This is a genomic window from Streptomyces capillispiralis, assembly GCF_007829875.1.
Lineage (GTDB): Bacteria > Actinomycetota > Actinomycetes > Streptomycetales > Streptomycetaceae > Streptomyces > Streptomyces capillispiralis.
The window spans coordinates 376,964-395,539 of record NZ_VIWV01000001.1 but is presented as its reverse complement, the minus strand read 5'-3'; the positions used below and the strand labels follow the sequence as shown (position 1 = coordinate 395,539).

18 protein-coding genes are annotated in these 18,576 nt (G+C 73.7%); 13 read left to right on the top strand and 5 right to left on the bottom strand.

Features of this window, described 5'->3' with window-relative positions; genetic code table 11:
- Window positions 1–10 precede the first annotated feature (10 nt).
- The gene (locus FHX78_RS01130; RefSeq protein ID WP_145865580.1) at window positions 11–1,318 is read right to left on the bottom strand and encodes a cation:proton antiporter; all 1,308 of its coding nucleotides are present in this window, start codon (window positions 1,316–1,318) and stop codon (window positions 11–13) included.
- A gap of 259 nt (window positions 1,319–1,577) precedes the next feature.
- Here FHX78_RS01130 and FHX78_RS01125 point away from each other — a divergent pair, with 259 nt between their 5' ends.
- The 3 genes from FHX78_RS01125 (at window position 1,578) to FHX78_RS01115 (ending at window position 3,791) form a co-directional block, all read left to right on the top strand.
- Entirely contained in the window at window positions 1,578–1,958 is a 381-nt protein-coding gene (locus FHX78_RS01125; protein WP_145865579.1) for a hypothetical protein, read from the top strand.
- Window positions 1,959–2,088: 130 nt separating this feature from the next.
- Window positions 2,089–3,174 carry a GNAT family N-acetyltransferase gene (locus FHX78_RS01120; protein ID WP_145865578.1) on the top strand — a complete coding sequence of 362 codons (1,086 nt, stop codon included), beginning with the start codon at window positions 2,089–2,091 and terminating at the stop codon, window positions 3,172–3,174.
- Between the two features lie 86 nt (window positions 3,175–3,260).
- Window positions 3,261–3,791, top strand: a complete 531-nt coding sequence (locus tag FHX78_RS01115; RefSeq protein ID WP_145865577.1) for a DUF2269 domain-containing protein — start codon at window positions 3,261–3,263, stop codon at window positions 3,789–3,791.
- Window positions 3,792–3,815: 24 nt separating this feature from the next.
- Here FHX78_RS01115 and htpG read toward each other — a convergent pair whose 3' ends face one another.
- Together htpG and FHX78_RS01105 are read right to left on the bottom strand one after the other, a co-directional pair.
- Complete coding sequence (gene htpG, locus FHX78_RS01110; protein WP_145865576.1) at window positions 3,816–5,720, bottom strand: molecular chaperone HtpG; 1,905 nt, start codon at window positions 5,718–5,720, stop codon at window positions 3,816–3,818.
- A gap of 68 nt (window positions 5,721–5,788) precedes the next feature.
- Window positions 5,789–6,406: a TetR/AcrR family transcriptional regulator gene (locus tag FHX78_RS01105; protein ID WP_145865575.1), complete on the bottom strand. Its 618-nt coding sequence runs from the start codon at window positions 6,404–6,406 to the stop codon at window positions 5,789–5,791.
- Between the two features lie 119 nt (window positions 6,407–6,525).
- Between FHX78_RS01105 and FHX78_RS01100 the strand changes: the two genes are divergently transcribed.
- From FHX78_RS01100 to FHX78_RS01065, 8 genes are all read left to right on the top strand, one after another.
- Window positions 6,526–7,431, top strand: a complete 906-nt coding sequence (locus tag FHX78_RS01100; protein ID WP_145865574.1) for an NAD(P)-dependent oxidoreductase — start codon at window positions 6,526–6,528, stop codon at window positions 7,429–7,431.
- An 85-nt stretch (window positions 7,432–7,516) separates the two neighbouring features.
- Window positions 7,517–8,323: an alpha/beta fold hydrolase gene (locus tag FHX78_RS01095; RefSeq protein WP_145865573.1), complete on the top strand. Its 807-nt coding sequence runs from the start codon at window positions 7,517–7,519 to the stop codon at window positions 8,321–8,323.
- Window positions 8,324–8,355: 32 nt separating this feature from the next.
- Window positions 8,356–9,588 (top strand): PP2C family protein-serine/threonine phosphatase, encoded by a 1,233-nt coding sequence (locus FHX78_RS01090; RefSeq protein ID WP_229924068.1) that lies wholly within the window; start codon window positions 8,356–8,358, stop codon window positions 9,586–9,588.
- Window positions 9,589–9,595: 7 nt separating this feature from the next.
- Window positions 9,596–9,937 (top strand): STAS domain-containing protein, encoded by a 342-nt coding sequence (locus tag FHX78_RS01085; protein WP_145865571.1) that lies wholly within the window; start codon window positions 9,596–9,598, stop codon window positions 9,935–9,937.
- 100 nt (window positions 9,938–10,037) lie between these two features.
- Complete coding sequence (locus tag FHX78_RS01080; RefSeq protein WP_145865570.1) at window positions 10,038–10,514, top strand: MarR family winged helix-turn-helix transcriptional regulator; 477 nt, start codon at window positions 10,038–10,040, stop codon at window positions 10,512–10,514.
- 168 nt (window positions 10,515–10,682) lie between these two features.
- On the top strand, window positions 10,683–12,269 hold the full coding sequence (locus FHX78_RS01075; protein WP_145865569.1) for an MFS transporter: 1,587 nt from the start codon (window positions 10,683–10,685) through the stop codon (window positions 12,267–12,269).
- Window positions 12,270–12,438: 169 nt separating this feature from the next.
- The gene (locus FHX78_RS01070) at window positions 12,439–13,635 is read left to right on the top strand and encodes a carboxylate-amine ligase (RefSeq protein WP_145865568.1); all 1,197 of its coding nucleotides are present in this window, start codon (window positions 12,439–12,441) and stop codon (window positions 13,633–13,635) included.
- A gap of 114 nt (window positions 13,636–13,749) precedes the next feature.
- A complete protein-coding gene (locus tag FHX78_RS01065; RefSeq protein WP_145865567.1) occupies window positions 13,750–14,193 on the top strand; it encodes an ATP-binding protein in 444 nt (147 codons plus the stop codon).
- Between the two features lie 37 nt (window positions 14,194–14,230).
- Here the strand turns inward: FHX78_RS01065 and FHX78_RS01060 are convergent, their stop codons facing one another.
- A complete protein-coding gene (locus FHX78_RS01060; RefSeq protein ID WP_145865566.1) occupies window positions 14,231–16,909 on the bottom strand; it encodes a SpoIIE family protein phosphatase in 2,679 nt (892 codons plus the stop codon).
- Between the two features lie 223 nt (window positions 16,910–17,132).
- On the opposite strand from FHX78_RS01060, the gene msrA reads away from it, so the two are divergent.
- Window positions 17,133–17,645, top strand: coding sequence for a peptide-methionine (S)-S-oxide reductase MsrA (gene msrA, locus FHX78_RS01055; RefSeq protein WP_145865565.1), 513 nt, complete (start codon window positions 17,133–17,135; stop codon window positions 17,643–17,645).
- 42 nt (window positions 17,646–17,687) lie between these two features.
- Here the strand turns inward: msrA and FHX78_RS01050 are convergent, their stop codons facing one another.
- The gene (locus FHX78_RS01050) at window positions 17,688–18,161 is read right to left on the bottom strand and encodes a carboxymuconolactone decarboxylase family protein (protein ID WP_145865564.1); all 474 of its coding nucleotides are present in this window, start codon (window positions 18,159–18,161) and stop codon (window positions 17,688–17,690) included.
- 177 nt (window positions 18,162–18,338) lie between these two features.
- Here FHX78_RS01050 and FHX78_RS01045 point away from each other — a divergent pair, with 177 nt between their 5' ends.
- A complete protein-coding gene (locus FHX78_RS01045; RefSeq protein WP_145865563.1) occupies window positions 18,339–18,563 on the top strand; it encodes a hypothetical protein in 225 nt (74 codons plus the stop codon).
- Window positions 18,564–18,576 lie beyond the last annotated feature (13 nt).

Here is an 18,576-nt window from a genome sequence, read left to right as displayed (position 1 = left end):
CGGGCCCGGTTTACAGCCGCTTGCCCGCCACCTCGTCCTCGTCCGGCTCCGGACCGGCGCCGCCCGCACGGGCCCGGCGCCGCCGCAGCCGGTCGAGGCGGGAGATCACCGGGGTGGCGCTCACCCCGTGCAGCACGACCGACGCCAGCACCGTGAAGGTCACCACCGCCCACAACCGCTCGGCCGCGACGCCGAAACCGGAGTGGCCGAGCGCGTGGGCCAGGTAGAACAGCGAGCCGATGCCGCGGATCCCGAAGAAGGCGATCACCAGCCGCTCCCGGGGACCGGCGGGCGTGCCGAGCTGGGCGGCCCACGCGGCCAGCGGCCGGACCACCCACAGCAGCAGCAGACCCACCAGCGCGTCCAGCCAGGTCAGTGCCGCCAGACCGCCCTGGGCGACGAACACCCCGAGCAGGAACAGCAGCGCGGCGGTCAGCAGCCGCTCCACCTGCTCCACGAAGTCGTGCAGCACCGTGTGGAAGCCGTGGGCGCGCTCCGCCGCACGGATCCGGCAGGCGGTGACGAATACCGCCAAGAAGCCGTACCCGTGCGCCAGTTCCGTCACCCCGTAGGCGAGGAACGTGGCGCCGATGGCGACGAAGCCCTCCCGGTGCTCGGACAGCCGCATCGTCCGCCACCCCGCCCGGAAGAACAGCCAGCCGAGCAGCGCGCCGACGGCGAGCCCCGCGCACACACCGACCGCGCACTTGTACGCCACCTCGACCAGCGCCCAGTGGGCGACCCCGCCCCCGGTCACCCGGCCGCCCGCGGCGGCGAGCGCCACGGCGGCCAGTACGAAGGGGAAGGCGAGGCCGTCGTTCAGCCCGGCCTCGCTGGTCAGGGTGAAGCGCACCTCGTCCTCGTCGTGCTCGGAGTCGGTGGGCGCGCCCACCCGCACCTCCGAGGCGAGCACCGGGTCGGTCGGCGCCAGCACGGCCGCCAGCAGCAGCGCGGCCGCCACCGGCCAGCCCAGCACGCCCCAGGCGAGGGCGCCCACCGCCGCGATGGTCAGCGGCATGGTGATGCCCAGCTGCCGCCAGGTGCCCCGCCAGCCGCGACGGCCGAAGGGCCGGTTCAGGGCGAGTCCCGCGCCCATCAGCGAGACGAGCACACAGATCTCGGTGACGTGCTCCACCCACACCCGGTCCGACACCGGGTCGATGCCGGGCAGCGGCACCCGCGACAGCTGGAGCCCCACCCCGCAGACGAGGAACACCAGGGGCAACGACAGTGGCCTGCGGGCCACCACACGGGGGAGTACGGCCGCGCCGAGGGCGCCGGCGCCGAGCAGGGTGAAGAGGAAGTCCGGGGAGCTCACTGATCACGTGTGCCCGGAGCCGGCCCCGGTACGCCGTCCGTCCGGCCGAACGATCACTCCCCGGTGTGAGGGACGGGGCACCGATGGAGCAGTGCGGCCGGTGCGGACACAGTGCGCGCCGTTGCGGCGCGAGGGTCTTGACGCGGCGGGACGCGCTCGGCGCTACTGGAAGGCGTGCCGGGCGCACACGCGTGGGGGGACCGCCCGGTACCGGCCCGGTGCGGCCACCCCCGCCGGACGCGTATCGAAAGGGTGACCGGTGCGGTCTCGATGGGCAGCGGCAGTCGTCCTGCTGGCGTCGATGCTCCTGCTGCACCTGTGCGCCCCGGCGCTCGCGGCGGACCGGCCCCCGGCGGCCCACCCCGCGGCGGCGCAGTACGACGAGCCGGCCGACGCGGCGCGTGAAGGCGCCGGAAGGCCCTGCCCCGGCGAGGGCGACGCCTCGCTCCACCGCCCCCTGGCCCGCTCGCCCAGGGCCGCCGGACCGGCCGCGGCGCACCACCCGGCCACCGGCACGGCCACCCAGGCGACCGCACCCCGGCGGTCCGCCCACCACCCGCGCCCGGGCGGCCCGCCACCGGGCCGGGGACCGGGCGGGAACGCCCCCGGAACCGCCGCCCTGCAGACGTTCCGCTGCTGAGCGGGGCAGTACCGCCCACGGCCTGCGCCGCACGGCCGGGTACCGCCCCCCTGCGGGCCCCCGAGCCGGCCCACGACGACGCGCAGGCCTTCTCGTGTCCCGTACCCCCGTGACGACACAGGAGGCAGACATGGAGAGAAAGCGCATTCTGGTGGTCCGCCCGGACGAGCTGGGCCCGAGCGAGCACAAGACGTGGAGACATCTGCGAGCGGAGTCGGGCGCCCCGGAGAACCCGTTCCTCGACCCCGTGTTCACCACGGCCGTCGGACAGGTCGTCCCCGCGGCCAGGGTGGCCGTCCTCCAGGACGACGGCACACCGGTCGGCTTCTTCCCGCACGAGAAGGGGCCGCTGGGACAGGGCCGGGCCATCGGACTGGGGGTGTCGGACAGCCAGGGCGCCGTGCTGCGCCCCGGCATCCGGCTCGACCCGCGCACCCTGCTCGCCGCCTGCGCGCTCTCCTCGTGGGAGTTCGACAACCTGGAGGCCGGCCAGGACCTCTTCGTCCCGCACGCCGTAGAGGAACTCGCCGACCCGGTGATCGACCTCGACCGGGGATACGCGCACTACCTCGAAGGGCTGCGCGCCCGTTCCCCGGGATTCGTCAAACAGGTCCTGGCCAAGGAACGCCGGCTCGCCCGGCAGGTCGGCGAGGTGCGGTTCGTCCACGACACCCGGGACCCGGACGCGCTGCGGGCGCTGATGCGCTGGAAGTCCGCCCAGTACCGGCGCACCGGCCGCCGCGACCGGTTCGCGCAGCAGTGGATCACCGGGCTGGTGGAGCTGCTCGCCCACGGCGACGACCCCGAGTGCCGCGGCCTGCTCTCCGTGCTGTACGCCGGCGGCCGCCCCGTGGCCGCCCACTTCGGCCTGCGCTCGGCCACCGTCCTGTCCTGGTGGTTCCCGGCGTACGACCGCGACCACGGCCGGTACTCACCGGGGCTGGTGCTGCAGCTGCGGATGCTGGAGGCGGCGGCCGCCGACGGGATCCGCATGGTCGACCTGGGCAGCGGGCCCGCCCGCTACAAGGACTCGCTCAAGACCCGCGAACTCCCCGTCTACGAGGGTGCCGTGGTGCGCCCGGGACCGGGCGGGGCCGCCTACCGGCTGGGCCGGGAGCCGGCCAGGGCCGCCCGCCGGTTCGTGCGCGGCCACCCCCGGCTCGCCGACGCGGCCCGGCACACCCTCACCCGGCTGGGCCGGCTGCGCGAGGGCTGACCCCCGGGCCGTACGCCCACGTCCGTACGCGGGGTTACTCCCACCGTCGGACGTTCCCGGCGTCCGGGCCCGGCACCGTGGTGCGGGTGAGACTCAGCCGCCCCGCACGCCGGGCCCACCTCGTCATCCATGTCGTCGCCTCCGCCGGCTGGCTCGGACTCGGTGTCGGGCTGCTCGCACTCGGCGTCACCGCGAACACCACCGCGTCGCCGGCCGCGGTGGAGGCGTCCGTGCGGGCCATGAAGCTTCTCGCCGACCGGCTCGTGCTGCCGTTCGCCCTCCTGACCCTGACCAGCGGCCTCGTGCTGTCCCTGGGCACCCCCTGGGGACTGGCCCGGCACCGCTGGGTCCGGACGAAGTTCTGGCTGACCCTGGCCACGACCACCGCGACCGCCTTCGCGCTGCGTCCGGGGGTGGACGCCGCCGCGGCGGCCGTGACCGCCGGTCACCCCCTGCCCGACGGGGGCGACGTCCTCGTGGGTCCGGTCGTCTCCCTCTCCGCCTACGTCCTCGTGACGGTGATCTCGGTCCTCAAGCCCTGGGGGCCGACCCGCCGCGGCCGGTGCCCGCGGGCCGGTGCCCGCGGGCCGGGGCGCGGCGAACCGGCCCGCGTCTGAGCACGGGCAGGGCGCGCTCTCACCTCACAGGGTGCGCTCCAGCCGGTCGGCCATCAGCCGCACGAACCGCGCCGGGTCCTTGGGCCGGCCGCCCTCCGCCAGCACGGCCAGGGAGTACAGCAGGTCGGCGGTCTCGGTGAGCTCCGAGCGGTCCTCGCGCGCCCCGTACGCCTCGTTCAGACCCTTCACCAGCGCGTGGTCCGGGTTGAGTTCGAGGATGCGGCGGGCGCTCGGCACCTCCTGGCCCATGGCCCGGTACATGTTCTCCAGCGCCGGCGTCAGGTCGTTCGCGTCGGCGACGAGACAGGCCGGGGACACCGTCAGACGCGTCGACAGACGCACCTCCTTGACGTCCTCCTCCAGCCGCTCCCGCATCCAGCCGAGCAGTCCCGCGTACTCCTCGGCCTGCTTCTCCCGGTCGTCCTCGCCCTGTTCGTCCTCGCGCGCGCCGAGGTCGATCTCGCCCTTGGCGATCGACCGCAGCGGCTTGCCGCCGAACTCGCCCACGGCGTCGACCCACACCTCGTCCACGGGGTCGGTGAGCAGCAGCACCTCGATGCCGCGCTCCCGGAAGGCCTCCATGTGCGGGGAGCTGTCGATGCTCTCGCGGGACTCGCCGGTGATGTAGTAGATGTCCTCCTGGCCGTCCCGCATCCGCTCCACGTACTGCTCGAGCGTGACCGTGGGGTTGCCGTCGTCGCCGTGCGTGGTCGCGAACGACGCCACCGCGAGGAGGGCGTCACGGTGGTCCGGGTCGGTGACCAGACCCTCCTTGAGCACGGCCCCGAACTCCCGCCAGAACGTGGCGTACCGCTCGGCGTCGTCGGTCATCATGCTCTTGACCGACGACAGCACCTTCTTGGTGAGCCGGCGCTGCATCATCCGGATGTGCCGGTCCTGCTGGAGGATCTCGCGGGACACGTTCAGCGAGAGGTCCTGCGCGTCGACGACGCCCTTGACGAACCGCAGGTAGGGCGGCAGCAGCGCCTCGCAGTCGTCCATGATGAAGACGCGCTTCACATAGAGCTGCACCCCGCGCTTGAAGTTCTGCTGGAAGAGGTCGTGCGGGGCGTGCGACGGGACGAACAGCAGGGCCTGGTACTCGAAGGTGCCCTCGGCCTGCAGCTGGATGGTCTGCAGCGGTTCGCGCCAGTCGTGGCCGATGTGCTTGTACAGCTCGTGGTACTCCTCCTCGGACACCTCCTCGCGCGAGCGCGCCCACAGCGCCTTCATCGAGTTCAGCGTCTCGGGCGCCGCCGCCTCGCCGTCGTCGCCCGCCTCACCGACGAGCCTGACCGGCCAGGTGATGAAGTCCGAGTAGCGCTTGACGATCTCCTTGATCTTCCAGACCGAGGTGTAGTCGTGCAGCTGGTTGTCGGGGTCGGCCGGCTTCAGGTGCAGGACGACCGAGGTGCCCTGCGGCACGTCGTCGACCGCCTCGAGCGTGTACGTGCCCTCGCCGCGCGAGGTCCAGCGGGTGCCCCGCTCCTCGCCCGCCCGCCGGGTGAGCAGCGTGACCTCGTCCGCGACCATGAAGCCCGAGTAGAACCCGACGCCGAACTGGCCGATCAGCCCCTCCGCGCCGGCCTTGTCCTGCGCCTGGCGCAGCTCGCGCAGGAACTCGGCGGTGCCCGAGTTGGCGATCGTGCCGATGAGCTGCCCGACCTCGTCGTACGACATCCCGATGCCGTTGTCCCGCACGGTGAGGGTGCGGGCGTCCTTGTCGATCTCCAGCTCGATGTGCAGGTCGGAGACGTCGGCGTCCAGCGTGTCGTCCCGCAGCGCGGCCAGACGCAGCTTGTCGAGCGCGTCGGAGGCGTTGGAGACGAGTTCGCGGAGGAAGACGTCCTTGTTCGAGTAGACCGAGTGGATCATCAGCTGCAGCAGCTGACGGGCCTCTACCTGGAACTCAAACGTTTCGGTCGGCATGGTTCGCGCTTACCTCACTGGTCCATGAATGGCCGGGTACTGGCGCGCCCACTTTAGTCAACACGGCGTCACCCCTCGGCACAGTGCCCGGAGTCGGTGCTGGTCACCGCCGCGTCCAGAAGGGGTCCCAGTTCGCGGGCCACCGTCGTCAGGGCGCGTACGTCCCGCTCGGCGCGGGCGAGGAGGATGGCCCCTTCGAGGGAACTGATCATGAGGGTGGCGAGCGGCCCGGCCCGCTCGGCGGGGACACCCATGTCCGACAGCGCCCGGGCCACCGCGCCCGTCCAGCGGGCGAAGGCGGCGGTCGCGGCCTCCCGCGTCGACTCGGTGGACCCCGCCCGGTCGACGGTGGCGGCGGCCACCGGGCAGCCGCCACCGAAGCCGGCGGTCTCGTACTCGTCGGTCCACTGGCGGACCATCTCGGCGAACAGCCCGCCGGGCGTCGGCTCCGGCAGCGCGGCCAGGAAGCGGGCCACGCGGTCGCCCGCGTACCGGCCCGCCCAGCCCACCGCCTCGTTGACCAGCTGCTCCTTGCCGCCCGGGAAGTAGTGCTGGAGCGAACCGCGGGGCGCCCCGGCGTGCGCGGCCACCTCCCGCATCCCCGTGGCGGCGACCCCGTCCCGCCGGATCAGCTGGGCGGCGCTGAAGACCATCCGCTCCCGGGGTCCCCGTCCGGACACCGCCATCGCCGGCCTCCCCTTCCTCGCGTTCTCCCGCCACCCTATGACCGCTGTCATGACAGCCGCTACTATGACGACGGTCATAGCAGGGGCGCCTCCGGGCGGCCCGGAAACGGCGGTGCGTCGTGCACGTGGGCTTCATCGGACTCGGTGTCATGGGCCGGCCCATGGCACTCAACCTCGCCCGCGCGGGGACGCCCCTCGTCGTCTGGAACCGCACCCCCGCCCGGTGCGCGCCCCTGCGCGCCGCCGGGGCCGAGGTCGCCGCGGGCCCCGCCGAGGTCTTCGAGCGGGCCGGCACCGTGCTTCTCATGCTGGCCGACGAGGAGGCCGTCGACGCGGTGCTGGGCCGCGGCACCCCCGACTTCGCCGCCCGGGTCGCCGGGCACACGGTCGTCCACATGGGCACCACGTCACCGGAGTACTCGGCCGCCCTGGAGGCCGACGTCCGCGCCGCGGGCGGCGCGTACGCCGAGGTCCCGGTCTCCGGTTCCCGGGTGCCGGCGGAACAGGGGCAACTGGTCGCGATGCTGGCCGGCGACCCCGCCGCCGTGACGGCCGTGCGGCCGCTGCTCGCCTCCCTGTGCAGTGAGACGTTCGACTGCGGCCCCGTCCCGAACGCCCTGCTGATGAAACTCTCGGTGAACCTGTTCCTGATCACCCAGGTCACCGGACTGACCGAGGCGTTCCACTTCGCCGACCGGCACGGGCTCGACCGGGCCCGCTTCCTGGACGTCCTGGACGCGGGCCCGATGGCCAGCGCCGTCTCGCGGATGAAGGCGCCCAAACTGCTCGCCCGGGACTTCGCGGTGCAGGCCGCCGCCACGGACGTACTGAAGAACAACCGGCTGATCGCGCGGGCCGCCCGCACGGCGGGGGTGGCCTCGCCGCTCCTCGACGTCTGCCACGCGCTCTTCGGCGAGACCGTGGCGCAGGGCCACGGCGGTGAGGACATGGTGGCCGTGCTGCGCGCGCTGGAGGCCAGGACCGACGGTGCTCACCCCGGCGCCCCGGCGGACGGCCGGCCGTGAAGTCCCCCCACCAGTGACGAGGCCCACTCGATCTGGAATCCAGCCGTCCGTTCGGGTTTCCCGTCCGGCGTGCGAGCATGGGCGAATGAGCATCCACCGCAGGAACAACATCCGTGTGACCGGCCGCCCCTCCGGCCGCACGGTCGTCCTGGCGCACGGATTCGGCTGTGACCAGAACATGTGGCGTCTGGTCGAGCCGGCCCTGGCCCGGGAGAACCGGGTGGTGCTCTTCGACTACGTGGGCGCCGGCCGCTCCGACCTGTCGGCCTGGCAGGAGGAGCGCTACTCCTCCCTCCACGGCTACGCGCGCGACGTGGTGGAGGTCTGCGAGGAGCTGGACCTGCGCGACGCCGTCTTCGTCGGCCACTCCGTGAGCGCGATGGCCGGCGTACTGGCCCAGGCCGAGGCCCCGGAGCGGATCGGCTCACTGGTCATGGTGTGCCCGTCGCCCTGCTACATCGACGACGAGGGCTACCGCGGCGGCTTCACCGAGCAGGACATCGACGAACTCCTGGAGTCGCTGGAGTCGAACTACCTCGGCTGGTCGGCGGCCATGGCCCCCGTGATCATGGGCAACCCGGACCGGCCCGAGCTGGGCCAGGAGCTGACCAACAGCTTCTGCGCCACCGACCCGGACATCGCCCGGGTCTTCGCGCGCACCACCTTCCTGTCCGACAGCCGCAAGGACCTCGAGGGCGTGAGCGTGCCGACACTGATCCTGGAGTGCGAGCACGACGCCATCGCGCCCCGGGAGGTCGGCGCGTACGTGCACTCCGTGATACCCGGGAGCGAGCTGGTCACCCTGGCCGCCACCGGCCACTGCCCCCAGCTGAGCGCCCCGGAGGCGACCGCGTCGGCGATCTCGGCATTCGTCTCGGGCCTCGGCCGATGAGTCCGGCGACCGGTGGCTCCGAGGGGTCGGGCATGGGCGTACCCAGTACGCGCGCCGCTTTCAGCGCGCTGCTGGAGGACTCCGCGGAGGACCTGTACGAGTCGGCGCCCTGCGGATACCTGTCCACCCTGATGGACGGCACCGTCGCCAAGATCAACGCGACCCTGCTGGACTGGCTCGGGCTGACCCGCGACGAGGTCGTGGGCCGGATCCGCTTCAGCGACCTGCTCACGGTCGGCGGCAGGCTGTACCACGAGACGCACTTCGCCCCCCTGCTGCGCATGCAGGGCCACCTCGGCGGCATCGCCCTGGAGATGAAGACCGCGCAGGGCTCCCGGCTGCCCGTGCTCGTCACCTCGACGGTCAAGAGGAGCGACGACGGCGAACCCCTGCTGATCAGGACCACCGTCTTCGACGCCACCGACCGGCGCGCCTACGAGCAGGAACTGCTGCGCGCCCGCCGCGCCGCCGACGACGCCCGCAGACAGGCCGAGGCCGACCGCGAGCAGCTGCGCGAGGCGCTGGCCGTGCTCCAGCAGAGCCTGCTGCCCGCGACCCTGCCGGACATCCCGGGCGTGGAGACCGCCTGCCACTACCACACGGCCTCACCGATCCAGCTGGGCGGCGACTTCTACGACCTGTTCGCGCTGGACGGCGACGACCGGTTCGCCTTCTTCCTCGGCGACGTGTGCGGCAAGGGACCGCAGGCCGCCGCGCTGACCTCCCTCACCCGCTACACCCTGCGTGCCGCGGCCCTGCACGACCCCGACCCCGTCGCCAACCTGGGCATGCTCAACACCGTCCTGCTGGAGCGGTACACCGGTGACGACCCCCGGTACTGCACCGCCGTGGTCGGCGTCCTGGAACGCGCGGGGGACAGCGTGCACGTCCGGCTGGCCTCCGGCGGCCACCCTCCCGCGCTGGTCCTGCGCGGGGACGGCGGCGCCGAGTACCTCTCCACCCGGGGTGGCATGCTCGTCGGCGCCCTGCCCGCGGCGCAGTTCGTCACGGCCCGCACCACCCTGCATCCGGGCGACACCCTGCTGCTGTACACGGACGGCCTCACCGAGGCGCGGATCGGCCCCGGCAAGGAGCTCTACGGCTACGACGCGCTGCAATCCTTCGCCGCCGGTCTCACCCCCTCGGGGCCCCGGCGCGTCATCGACGGCCTGACCGAGCTGCTGCGCGGCTTCGGCGACGGACTCGACGACGACACGGCCCTGCTCGCCATCGGTCTCCCCGACCGCACCGACACCGGATCCTGAAACCCGCATGAAGCCACTGACGATCACCACGTCGCACGCGCCCGTCGGCCTCGTCCTCGCCGTCTCCGGCGACCTCGACCACACCAACGCCCAGCAGCTGCGCCACAGCGGCCAGGAGGCGGCCGCCGTCGCGCCCGGCCGGCTGCTGGAGGTGAACCTGAACGACCTGGCGTTCTGCGACTCGAGCGGCATCACCGCGCTGATCGCCGTGCGCAACCACGTCGTGTCGGCCGGGGGCGAGGTCGTCCTGGTGGCGGTACCGGCCAACATGAGGCGCCTGCTCCACCTGACCGGCCTCGACCAGGTCTTCGACATACGCGACACCGTGTCGCCGCTCACCGACCGCTGACCCCGCCGGCCGGCGGGCGGCACCGGAGCGCGCCGGGCCCCATACCTCTTACGGCATACCTCTTTTGACATAGCTATAGCCCCATATCTATTCACGCCGGGTGACCGACTCCTCCAGCGCCCCCCGCCGGGACATCGACCGCACGGCCGCCGGCCTCGCGGCATGCCTCCCCGCGCTGTACCGGGCCCTGGACCGGCGGATCGCCCGCGACTTCCCGCACCCCAAGCCCCCCGAGGGCCAGCTCGCGCTGCTGCGGTTCGTCGCCCGGTCCGAGGGCACCACCGTGCGCGAGGCCGCACAGGCGCTGCTGATGAAGCCGAACAACGTCAGCACCCTCGTCTCGCAGATGACCGAGGCGGGACTGCTGGAGCGCCGGCAGGACAGCACCGACAAGCGGATCGCCCACCTCTACCCGACCGACACCGCCCGCCGGCGGCTGGCCGAGGTGCGCGCGCTGGAGACCGAGCACCTCAGGCAGGCCCTGACGTCCCTCACCGACGGCGAACTCGGCGCCCTCGGCTCCGCCATGGAAGCGCTCACCGCCCTGACGCACCGGCTGCAGCCCCCCGCCCACTGACCGGGCGGCCCGCCCCGGGCGGCCCGGCACCGTCCCACGCCCCGCGCACCCGACGCGGGCTCCTTCCGGACGCCGGTCACGCACGGCCCCGTGCGTGACCCGTGCCGCCGTGCCGTGCCGCGCGGGCCGCCCTCCGCAGGTCCCATCCCACCAAGAGAAGGCTCACCCATGCCGTCCCCGTCCACGTCCGTGGATCAGTCCACCGCGCCCGCCCCCGCCCCCGCCGGCGGTCCGCGGTCCAGCCCCTGGCTCACCCTCTGCGCCGTCGCGTTCGGCCTGTTCATGGTGCAGCTCGACGCGTCCGTCGTCGCCATCGCCAACCCGGCGATCGGCAGCGAACTGCACGCCACCACGGCCCAGCTCCAGTGGGTGACCAACGCCTACCTGCTCGCCCTCGCGGCCACGCTCATCCTCGGCGGCAAACTCGGCGACCGCTTCGGGCGGCGCACGTACTACCTCGTCGGCGTCGTCGGGTTCACCCTCGCCTCGGTCGCCATCGGCCTGTCCGGATCCATCGAGGGCGTCGTCGTCTTCCGCGCGCTCCAGGGTGTCTTCGGCGGTCTGCTGATGCCCAACACCCTCGGACTGCTGCGCGCGGCCTTCCCGCCCCGCAGGTTCGGCATGGCGGTCGGCATCTGGGCCATGGTCTCGGCCGTGTCCACGGCCCTCGGCCCCATCGTCGGCGGCCTGCTCGTCGAACACGTCAGCTGGGAGTCCGTCTTCTACATCAACGCCCCCATCGGCGTCGTGGCGCTCGTCTTCAGCGCCTGCGTCCTCCCGCAGAGCCGCACCGCCGGCGGCCCCCACCGCTTCGACGTCCCCGGCGTCGTGCTGCTCGCGCTCGGACTGCTGTGCGTGGTCCTCGGCGTCGTCAAGGGCGAGACCTGGGGCTGGACCTCCGCGGGCACCTGGGGCGCCGTCGCCGCCGGAGTGCTGGTGCTGGCCGTCTTCGGCCGGTACCAGACCCGCATCGCCCACCCGCTGCTGCCGATGCGCCTGTTCCGCAGCCGCACGCTCACGGTGGGCGCGGTCATCACCGCGCTCAACTTCTTCGTCATGCTCGGCGTGATCTTCTTCGTGATGCTGTACCTCCAGAACGTACGGGGCTTCACCCCCGTCGAGGCGGGCGTCCGCACCCTCCCGCTGAGCCTGGCCTCCCTGGTCGCCTCCCCGCTCGGCGCGGCCCTGACCCAGCGCCTCGGCGCCCGGTTCACCATGCCGCTCGGCATGGTGCTCCAGTCCGCCGCCTGCTTCGGCATGCTGACCTGGCAGACCGACTCCTCCTACGCCACGATGTGGCCGCCGTTCGTCGCCCTCGGCCTCGGCGTCGGCATGGTGATGGCCGCCTCCTCCGAGGCCATTGTGGGCAGCGCCCCGGTCCGCGACGCGGGCGTGGCCGGCGGACTCCAGGCCACCACGCTGCAGATCGGCGGGGCGCTCGGTACGTCCGTCCTGGTCTCCCTGATCAGCAGCAGGGTCGGATCGACCCTCACCGGGGAACTGACCGCCGCGGGCGTGCCCGCGGACCTGGCCGGGCGACTGCACGAGGCCAAGGACGCCGTGGCCATGGGCGTCGCCCCCGTCTCCGGGGACATGCCGGCCGGCCTGCGGGCGGCCGTCGCCCAGGGCAGCGGCCACGCCTTCCTCAACGGCGTCCACACCGCCGTCGTCGTCACCGGCGTGCTCTGCCTGGCGGGAGCGGCCCTGGCCGCCCTGGGCGTCACCCGCCCCGCCCAGGAGCAGACGGCGCACTGACGCCGCTGGTGACGGGCGCCCCCCGGGGCGCCCGTCACCACCACCGGGCAGGCCGCGATCCGAAGGCGTGCCCCGGACCGTTCCGGGGCACCCGGTACGCGCCGGATGCGCCGCCGGCGGACCCGGTGACGCCGGAGGAACGGCACGGGCTACGGGCAAGGGGTCGGCGGTGACGGTGCGGATCGGTGCGGAGGAAGAGTTCCACGTTGTCGACGTGGAGAGCGGTCGCCTCGTGCCCGGCGCCGCACCGCTGCTGGAACGGCTCGGCGGAGCCGGCTTCACCCGAGAGCTCCACCGGTCGGTGGTCGAGCGCAACAGTCAGGTGCACGACACCCTCGACGGCCTCTACGACGACCTGTGCGCGGCCCGGCGCCGGCTCGACTCGGCCGCCGCCCCCTTCGGCCTGGCACCCGTGGCCGCAGGCACCCCGCCGCTCGCCCGCGTCACCTCCCGCGACATCACCCCGGAACCCCGGTACCGGCGCATGGCCGACGACTACCGCCGCGTCGCCGACGAGCAGCTGATCTGCAGCGCGCAGATCCACGTCGACGTACCGGACCGGGACACCGCGGTACGCGCCATGTGCCCGCTCTCACCCTGGCTGCCGCCCCTGCTGGCACTGTCGGCCAGCTCACCGTTCTGGCTGGGCTCGGACACCGGATACGCCAGCTGGCGCACCATGCTCTGGCAGCGCTGGCCGACCGCCGGACCGGCCGGCTGCTACCGGAGCGCCGCCGAGTACGACGCCGCCGTGGACGAGCTGATCGGCTCCGGCGTCATCACCGACACCGGGATGCTGTACCAGGACGTACGGCCGTCGGCCCACCAGCGCACGCTGGAACTGCGGATCTGCGACGCGTGCCCGCGGGCCGGGACGGTGGTCCTGGTCGCCGGGCTGTTCCGCGCGCTGGTCCGGGACGCCCGTGACCGCCTGGAACGCGGACGGGCACCCCGGTGCGACGGGCACCACGAGTGGCTGCGCGCCGCCGCTTGGCGGGCCGCGCGCTCCGGCCTCGAAGGAGAACTCGTCGATCCGCTCACCCGCCGTCCGGCCCCGGCACCCGTGGTCCTGCGCGGGATGCTGCGCCGGCTGCGCCCGGCACTGGAGGCGTCCGGCGACCACGACACCGTACGCGCGCTCCTGGAGGAGGCCCTGCGGACGGGGAGCGCGGCACACCGGCTGCGGCGGGTGGCCCGGGACGAGGACCTGCTCGCCGGCGTCGGCATGATGGCCGCCGAGACACGGGGCGGCCGTCCTCCGCCCCGCGCTCCCGCCCACCGCCGGCGCCGCCCCACCGCCCCGCCGGACGCCGCCCGGACCCGCGCCGGGATCCCCTCGCGCACGGCCCCCGGCACGGCCGGCTGAGACGACGGCCGACCGCGAAGCCGCGATGTCCGAGACACCTGTCACACTTCAGTGGCGTGCGGGGGAGCGATGAGGGTAGTCGCGCGGTGTGATCGGTGAGTGAAGGCGGACCGGATGGAACCAGTTCCAGTCGACGAGGGGGACACGGTGCCAGGCGCACCGCGGCTGCGGGCGTCGTACGCCCTGGAGGATGACGGCGCCTGGATAGCGCAGGCCCGCCATCTCGCCGCCGCGTTCCTGGCCCGGGTGCGGGCGGAGGACGGCACGCCCGTGTCGACCCGGGTGGTGGAGGTCACCCAGCTCGTCGTGAGCGAGCTGGTCACCAACGCCCGCAAGTACGCGCCCGGCCCCGTCGGACTGGACCTGCTGGTCTCCGACAACGCCGTCGAGGTCGTCGTGCGGGACGGCAACCCGGCGGCACCGGTGCCCCGGGACGCGGATCCCGGCCGGGTGGGCCAGCACGGACTGGAGATCGTGATGGCCGTCGCCCAGGCCCTGGACGTACGGCAGGAGCCGGCCGGCAAGAGCATCACCGCCCGCATCTCCCTCTCCGCCTGACCCCGGCGTCCGCCCCGGCCCCCTCCAGGGCGCCCGCTCACCTCCCCCCGGCCCGCCGCCCGTCCGGCAGGGGCTGCTCCGTCCAGATGACCTTGCCGTTCGCCGTGTACCGCGTGCCCCACCGCTCGGCGAACCGTGCGACGAGGAAGAGCCCGCGTCCGCCCTCGTCGGTGGTGGCGGCCCGGCGCAGGTGCGGGGAGGTGCTGCTGCCGTCGGACACCTCGCAGATCAGGGTGCGGTCGCGGATGAGGCGCACCCGGATGGGCGGCGAGGCGTGCCGGACGGCGTTGGTGACCAGCTCGCTGACGATCAGCTCGGTGACGAAGGCCTCCTCCTCCAGCCCCCAGCCGGCCATCGTCCGGGTGACCGCCGAGCGCACCGCGGCGACGGCGGACGGATCGGACGGGACGTCCCACGCGGCGGTGTGGCCGGCGTCCAGCGCGCGGGTACGGGCGATCAGCAGCGCGACGTCGTCGCGGGGACGCTCGGGCAGCATCGCCCGCAGCACCGCGTCGCACGCCTCCTCCGGGGCACCGGCCGAGCCGGTCAGCGCCCGCAGCAGCAGGTCCAGCCCCTCGTCGATGTCCCGGTGCCGGTCCTCCACCAGCCCGTCGGTGTACAGCACCAGACTGCTGCCGGGCGGCAACCGCAGCGCCGCGGACTCGAAGGGGAGACCGCCGAGACCGAGCGGCGGACCGGCGGGTACGTCGACGAAGCGGACCCGTCCGTCCGGGTGGACGACGGCCGGCTGCAGATGCCCGGCGCGGGCCAGCGTGCACCAGCGGGTCGACGGGTCGTAGACGACGTACAGGCAGGTGGCCCCGGTGACCGGGGCCGTCTCCACCTCCCCGCTCTCGTCCTGGTCGATCCGGGTGACCAGGTCGTCCATGTGCCACAGCAGCTCGTCGGGGGGCAGGTCGAGGGTGGAGAAGTTGTGCACCGCCGTACGCAGCCGTCCCATGGTGGCGGCGGCGTGCAGCCCGTGGCCGACCACGTCACCCACCACCAGCGCCACCCGCGCGCCGGGCAGCGGGATGACGTCGAACCAGTCGCCGCCGACCCCGCCGCGCCCCGCCTGCGCGGGCAGATAGCGGTGGGCGACGTCGAGCGCGTTCTGCTCCGGCAGCGCCCGGGGGAGCAGGCTGCGCTGGAGCGTGGCCGCCAGAACGTGTTCGCGGGTGTAGCGGCGCGCGTTGTCGATGCTCACCGCGGCGCGGGCCACCAGCTCCTCGCCGAGCGCCACGTCGTCCTCCTCGAACGGCTCGGGCTTGCGCGCCCGGTAGAAGGAGGCGACACCCAGGACGACACCGCGGGCGCGCAGCGGCACCGTGATCATCGAATGGATACCGGACTCGACGACTCTCCGCGCCCGCTCGGGGTCCGGCTCGTGCCAGCCGCCGAAGTCCGCCATGCCCGGTTCCAGGACCGGCCTGCCCGAACGGAAACCGGCGCCCTGGGGCGTGGCGGGGGAGAAGCGGATCAGCTCACCGAGCGGCAGGAACGGGATGTCGTCCCGCACGCCCCGGAAGGCGACCCGGCGCAGCTCGGGGTCACCCTGGGAGGGTTCCTCCCCGCGCAGCACGGGCTCGGCGAGGTCGACGGCGACGTAGTCGGCGAACCGCGGCACGGCGAAGTCCGCCAGCTCCTGCGAGGTGTGCACCACGTCGAGGCGGCTGCCGATGCGCAGCCCGGCGTCGTAGAGCAGCCGCAGCCGCTGCCGGGCCACGTCGGCCCGGCCCGCGAGGGCCTGGAGCTCGGTGGTGTCCCGCAGCGTGACGACGGCCCCCGAGGGCCCGCCGTCCCGGTCGGTCGGACGCTGGCTCACGGCCAGGAGCCGGCCCCGCGCGACGTACACCTCGTCGGTGGCGCTGCGGCCCTCGGCGAGCAGCCGGGCCAGCCCGGGGTCGACCTCGACGGCGGACACGGCGCGTCCCTCCGCGTCCGCGGGAAGGTCGAGCAGCCTGCGCGCCTCGTCGTTCGCCAGGGCCAGCCGCCCGTCGCCGTCGACGATCAGCACGCCCTCGCGCACCGCGTGCAGCACGGCGTCGTGGTGCTCGTACATGCGGGTCATCTCGGCCGGCTCCAGCCCGTGCGTCTGCTGCCGCAGCCGTCTGCTGACCAGGCCCGTCCCCAGGACGGACAGGCCGAGTGCGACGCCCGTGGCGCTGAGCAGCAGGGGCACCTGGTGATTGGCGGTCTCGCTGACGCGCTCGAGGGTGATGCCGGCGGAGACCAGCCCCACCACGGTGCCGTCCGGCCCGGTGACCGGCACCACGGCCCGCGTGGACGGCCCGAGGGTGCCCGTGACGGTCTCCCTGACCGTCCCGCCCTCCGCCGCGGGACCGATGGTGCCGATGTAGTGCCGGCCGATCTGCGCCGGATTGGGGTGGGTGTGGCGGATGCCCTGCGGGGTCATCACGACGATGAAGTCCACCTCGGACGCCCTGCGCGCCGCCTCGGCCCACGGTTGCAGCTCGGCGCTGGGGTTCTCGGCGGCCAGCGCGCCGCGCACCCCCGGCGCCTGGGAGAAGGTCCGCGCCACGGCGAGGGCCCGGTTGCGGGCCTCCCGCTCGGTGTCGGCGCGCGCCTGCAGCACCAGGGCCGCCGCGGCGGCGAGAGCGAGGAGGAGCACGATCACCACTTGCAGGGCGAACACCTGGTGGGCGACGGGGCGCGTGGTCACCACCGGGCGGAGGCGGCCGAGGAAACCGGCCATGACACTTTTCTAGCATCGCCGCTCGGGCGGGCGCGAACGGTCACCGGCGACCCCGCCCGCCACCGGACCCGAAAACCCGGCCGCGCCCACCCCCGACCCCCGGCCCGGCGGGGAGCCTGTCCGGCCCCCCGCCGGACGGTGGGGCCGTGGCCGGAACAATGGTGGTCAGGGCGGGGTTCCCACTGAGGGACCCGCAGGACACCTGGGAGAAGGGCGAGACGAGATGACGAGGACCGAGGAGAGGGCGCTGCTCGCGGGCGGCTGCTTCTGGGGCATGCAGGAGCTGATCCGCACGTTCCCGGGCGTGCTGACCACCCGGGTGGGGTACAGCGGCGGTGACGTGCCCAACGCGACCTACCGCGACCACGGCACCCACGCCGAGTCGATCGAGATCACCTACGACCCCGCCGTCACCGACTACCGGACGATCCTGGAGTACTTCTTCCAGATCCACGACCCGACCACGAAGAACCGCCAGGGCAACGACATCGGCCTGAGCTACCGCTCCGCGATCTTCTACCTCGACGACGAGCAGAAGCGCGTCGCCGAGGACACGATCGCCGACGTCGACGCGTCCGGGCTGTGGCCGGGCGAGGTCGTGACCGAGGTCGCGCCGGCCGGGGACTTCTGGGAGGCGGAGCCGGAGCACCAGGACTACCTCCAGCGCTACCCGGACGGCTACACCTGCCACTTCGTCCGCCCCGGCTGGCGCCTGCCGAAGCGCGCGGGGGCCTGATCCGGACCCGCCCCGGCCCGAGGGGGCCGGGGCGGCCGCCGGTCAGCCGAACTGGCCCGGCTGGTAGTCACCGGCCGGCTGCCGGTTGATGACGTTGATGCGGTTGTAGGCGTTGATGACGGCGATCAGGGAGACGAGGGCGACCAGCTGCTCCTCGTCGTAGTGCTTGGCCGCCTCGGCCCACGCCTCGTCACCGACCCCGCCGGCCGCGTCGGCGATCCGGGTGCCCTGCTCCGTCAGTTCCAGCGCCGCGCGCTCCGCGTCGGTGAAGACCGTGGCCTCCCGCCAGGCGGCGACCAGGTTGAGGCGGAGCGGGGTCTCCCCGGCGGCGGCCGCGTCCTTGGTGTGCATGTCGGTGCAGAAGCCGCAGCCGTTGATCTGGCTGGCACGGATCTTCACCAGCTCCTGAGTGGTGTGCGGCAGCCCCGAGTCGGTCACCGCCCGGCCCGCCGAGTTGATGTGCCGGAGCACCTTGGCGGCGAGGGGGTGGGCGAAGAAGTCGACACGCGCGTTCATGGGGATCTCCTTGGTCGGCTCTGTCGTTGCGCAGCACTGACGGACCGGCTCCCGGATGTGTGACGGGAACGCGTGTGTGACGTACGTCTCTCTGTCCCCGCCGGGCCGTGCGCCGCGTCGTCCGCGGGGCACGCAACGACCGATAACCTGGCCGGGTGAACGGGGAGCGGAGCGTCGGTGAGTGAGCGTCGGGAACGCGACTGGACGGACATGACGCCCGGGGACTTCGACCGCGACGCCCCGCTGTGCCTCAACGTGGGCACCGGCCCCGTCGTGGTGCCGGCCGAGCCGGACGAGTACGGCACGGCACCGCTGTTCGGCGAGGAGACCCCGGCGCGGCCCCCCGGCCCGCGCCGCGCCCCGCGCCGGACCGCCCCCGCGGAACAGGGGCAGTTGTTCTGAGTCCGGCGCGGGG

Bases quoted from the DNA above. Each gene is read 5' to 3' on its own strand.
- FHX78_RS01120 (WP_145865578.1), top strand. From the start codon at position 2,089: ATGGAGAGAAAGCGCATTCTGGTGGTCCGCCCGGACGAGCTGGGCCCG.
- htpG (WP_145865576.1), bottom strand. From the start codon at position 5,720: ATGCCGACCGAAACGTTTGAGTTCCAGGTAGAGGCCCGTCAGCTGCTG.
- FHX78_RS01105 (WP_145865575.1), bottom strand. From the start codon at position 6,406: ATGGCGGTGTCCGGACGGGGACCCCGGGAGCGGATGGTCTTCAGCGCC.
- FHX78_RS01095 (WP_145865573.1), top strand. From the start codon at position 7,517: ATGAGCATCCACCGCAGGAACAACATCCGTGTGACCGGCCGCCCCTCC.
- FHX78_RS01090 (WP_229924068.1), top strand. From the start codon at position 8,356: ATGGGCGTACCCAGTACGCGCGCCGCTTTCAGCGCGCTGCTGGAGGAC.
- FHX78_RS01085 (WP_145865571.1), top strand. From the start codon at position 9,596: ATGAAGCCACTGACGATCACCACGTCGCACGCGCCCGTCGGCCTCGTC.
- FHX78_RS01075 (WP_145865569.1), top strand. From the start codon at position 10,683: ATGCCGTCCCCGTCCACGTCCGTGGATCAGTCCACCGCGCCCGCCCCC.
- FHX78_RS01065 (WP_145865567.1), top strand. From the start codon at position 13,750: ATGGAACCAGTTCCAGTCGACGAGGGGGACACGGTGCCAGGCGCACCG.
- FHX78_RS01060 (WP_145865566.1), bottom strand. From the start codon at position 16,909: ATGGCCGGTTTCCTCGGCCGCCTCCGCCCGGTGGTGACCACGCGCCCC.
- msrA (WP_145865565.1), top strand. From the start codon at position 17,133: ATGACGAGGACCGAGGAGAGGGCGCTGCTCGCGGGCGGCTGCTTCTGG.
- FHX78_RS01050 (WP_145865564.1), bottom strand. From the start codon at position 18,161: ATGAACGCGCGTGTCGACTTCTTCGCCCACCCCCTCGCCGCCAAGGTG.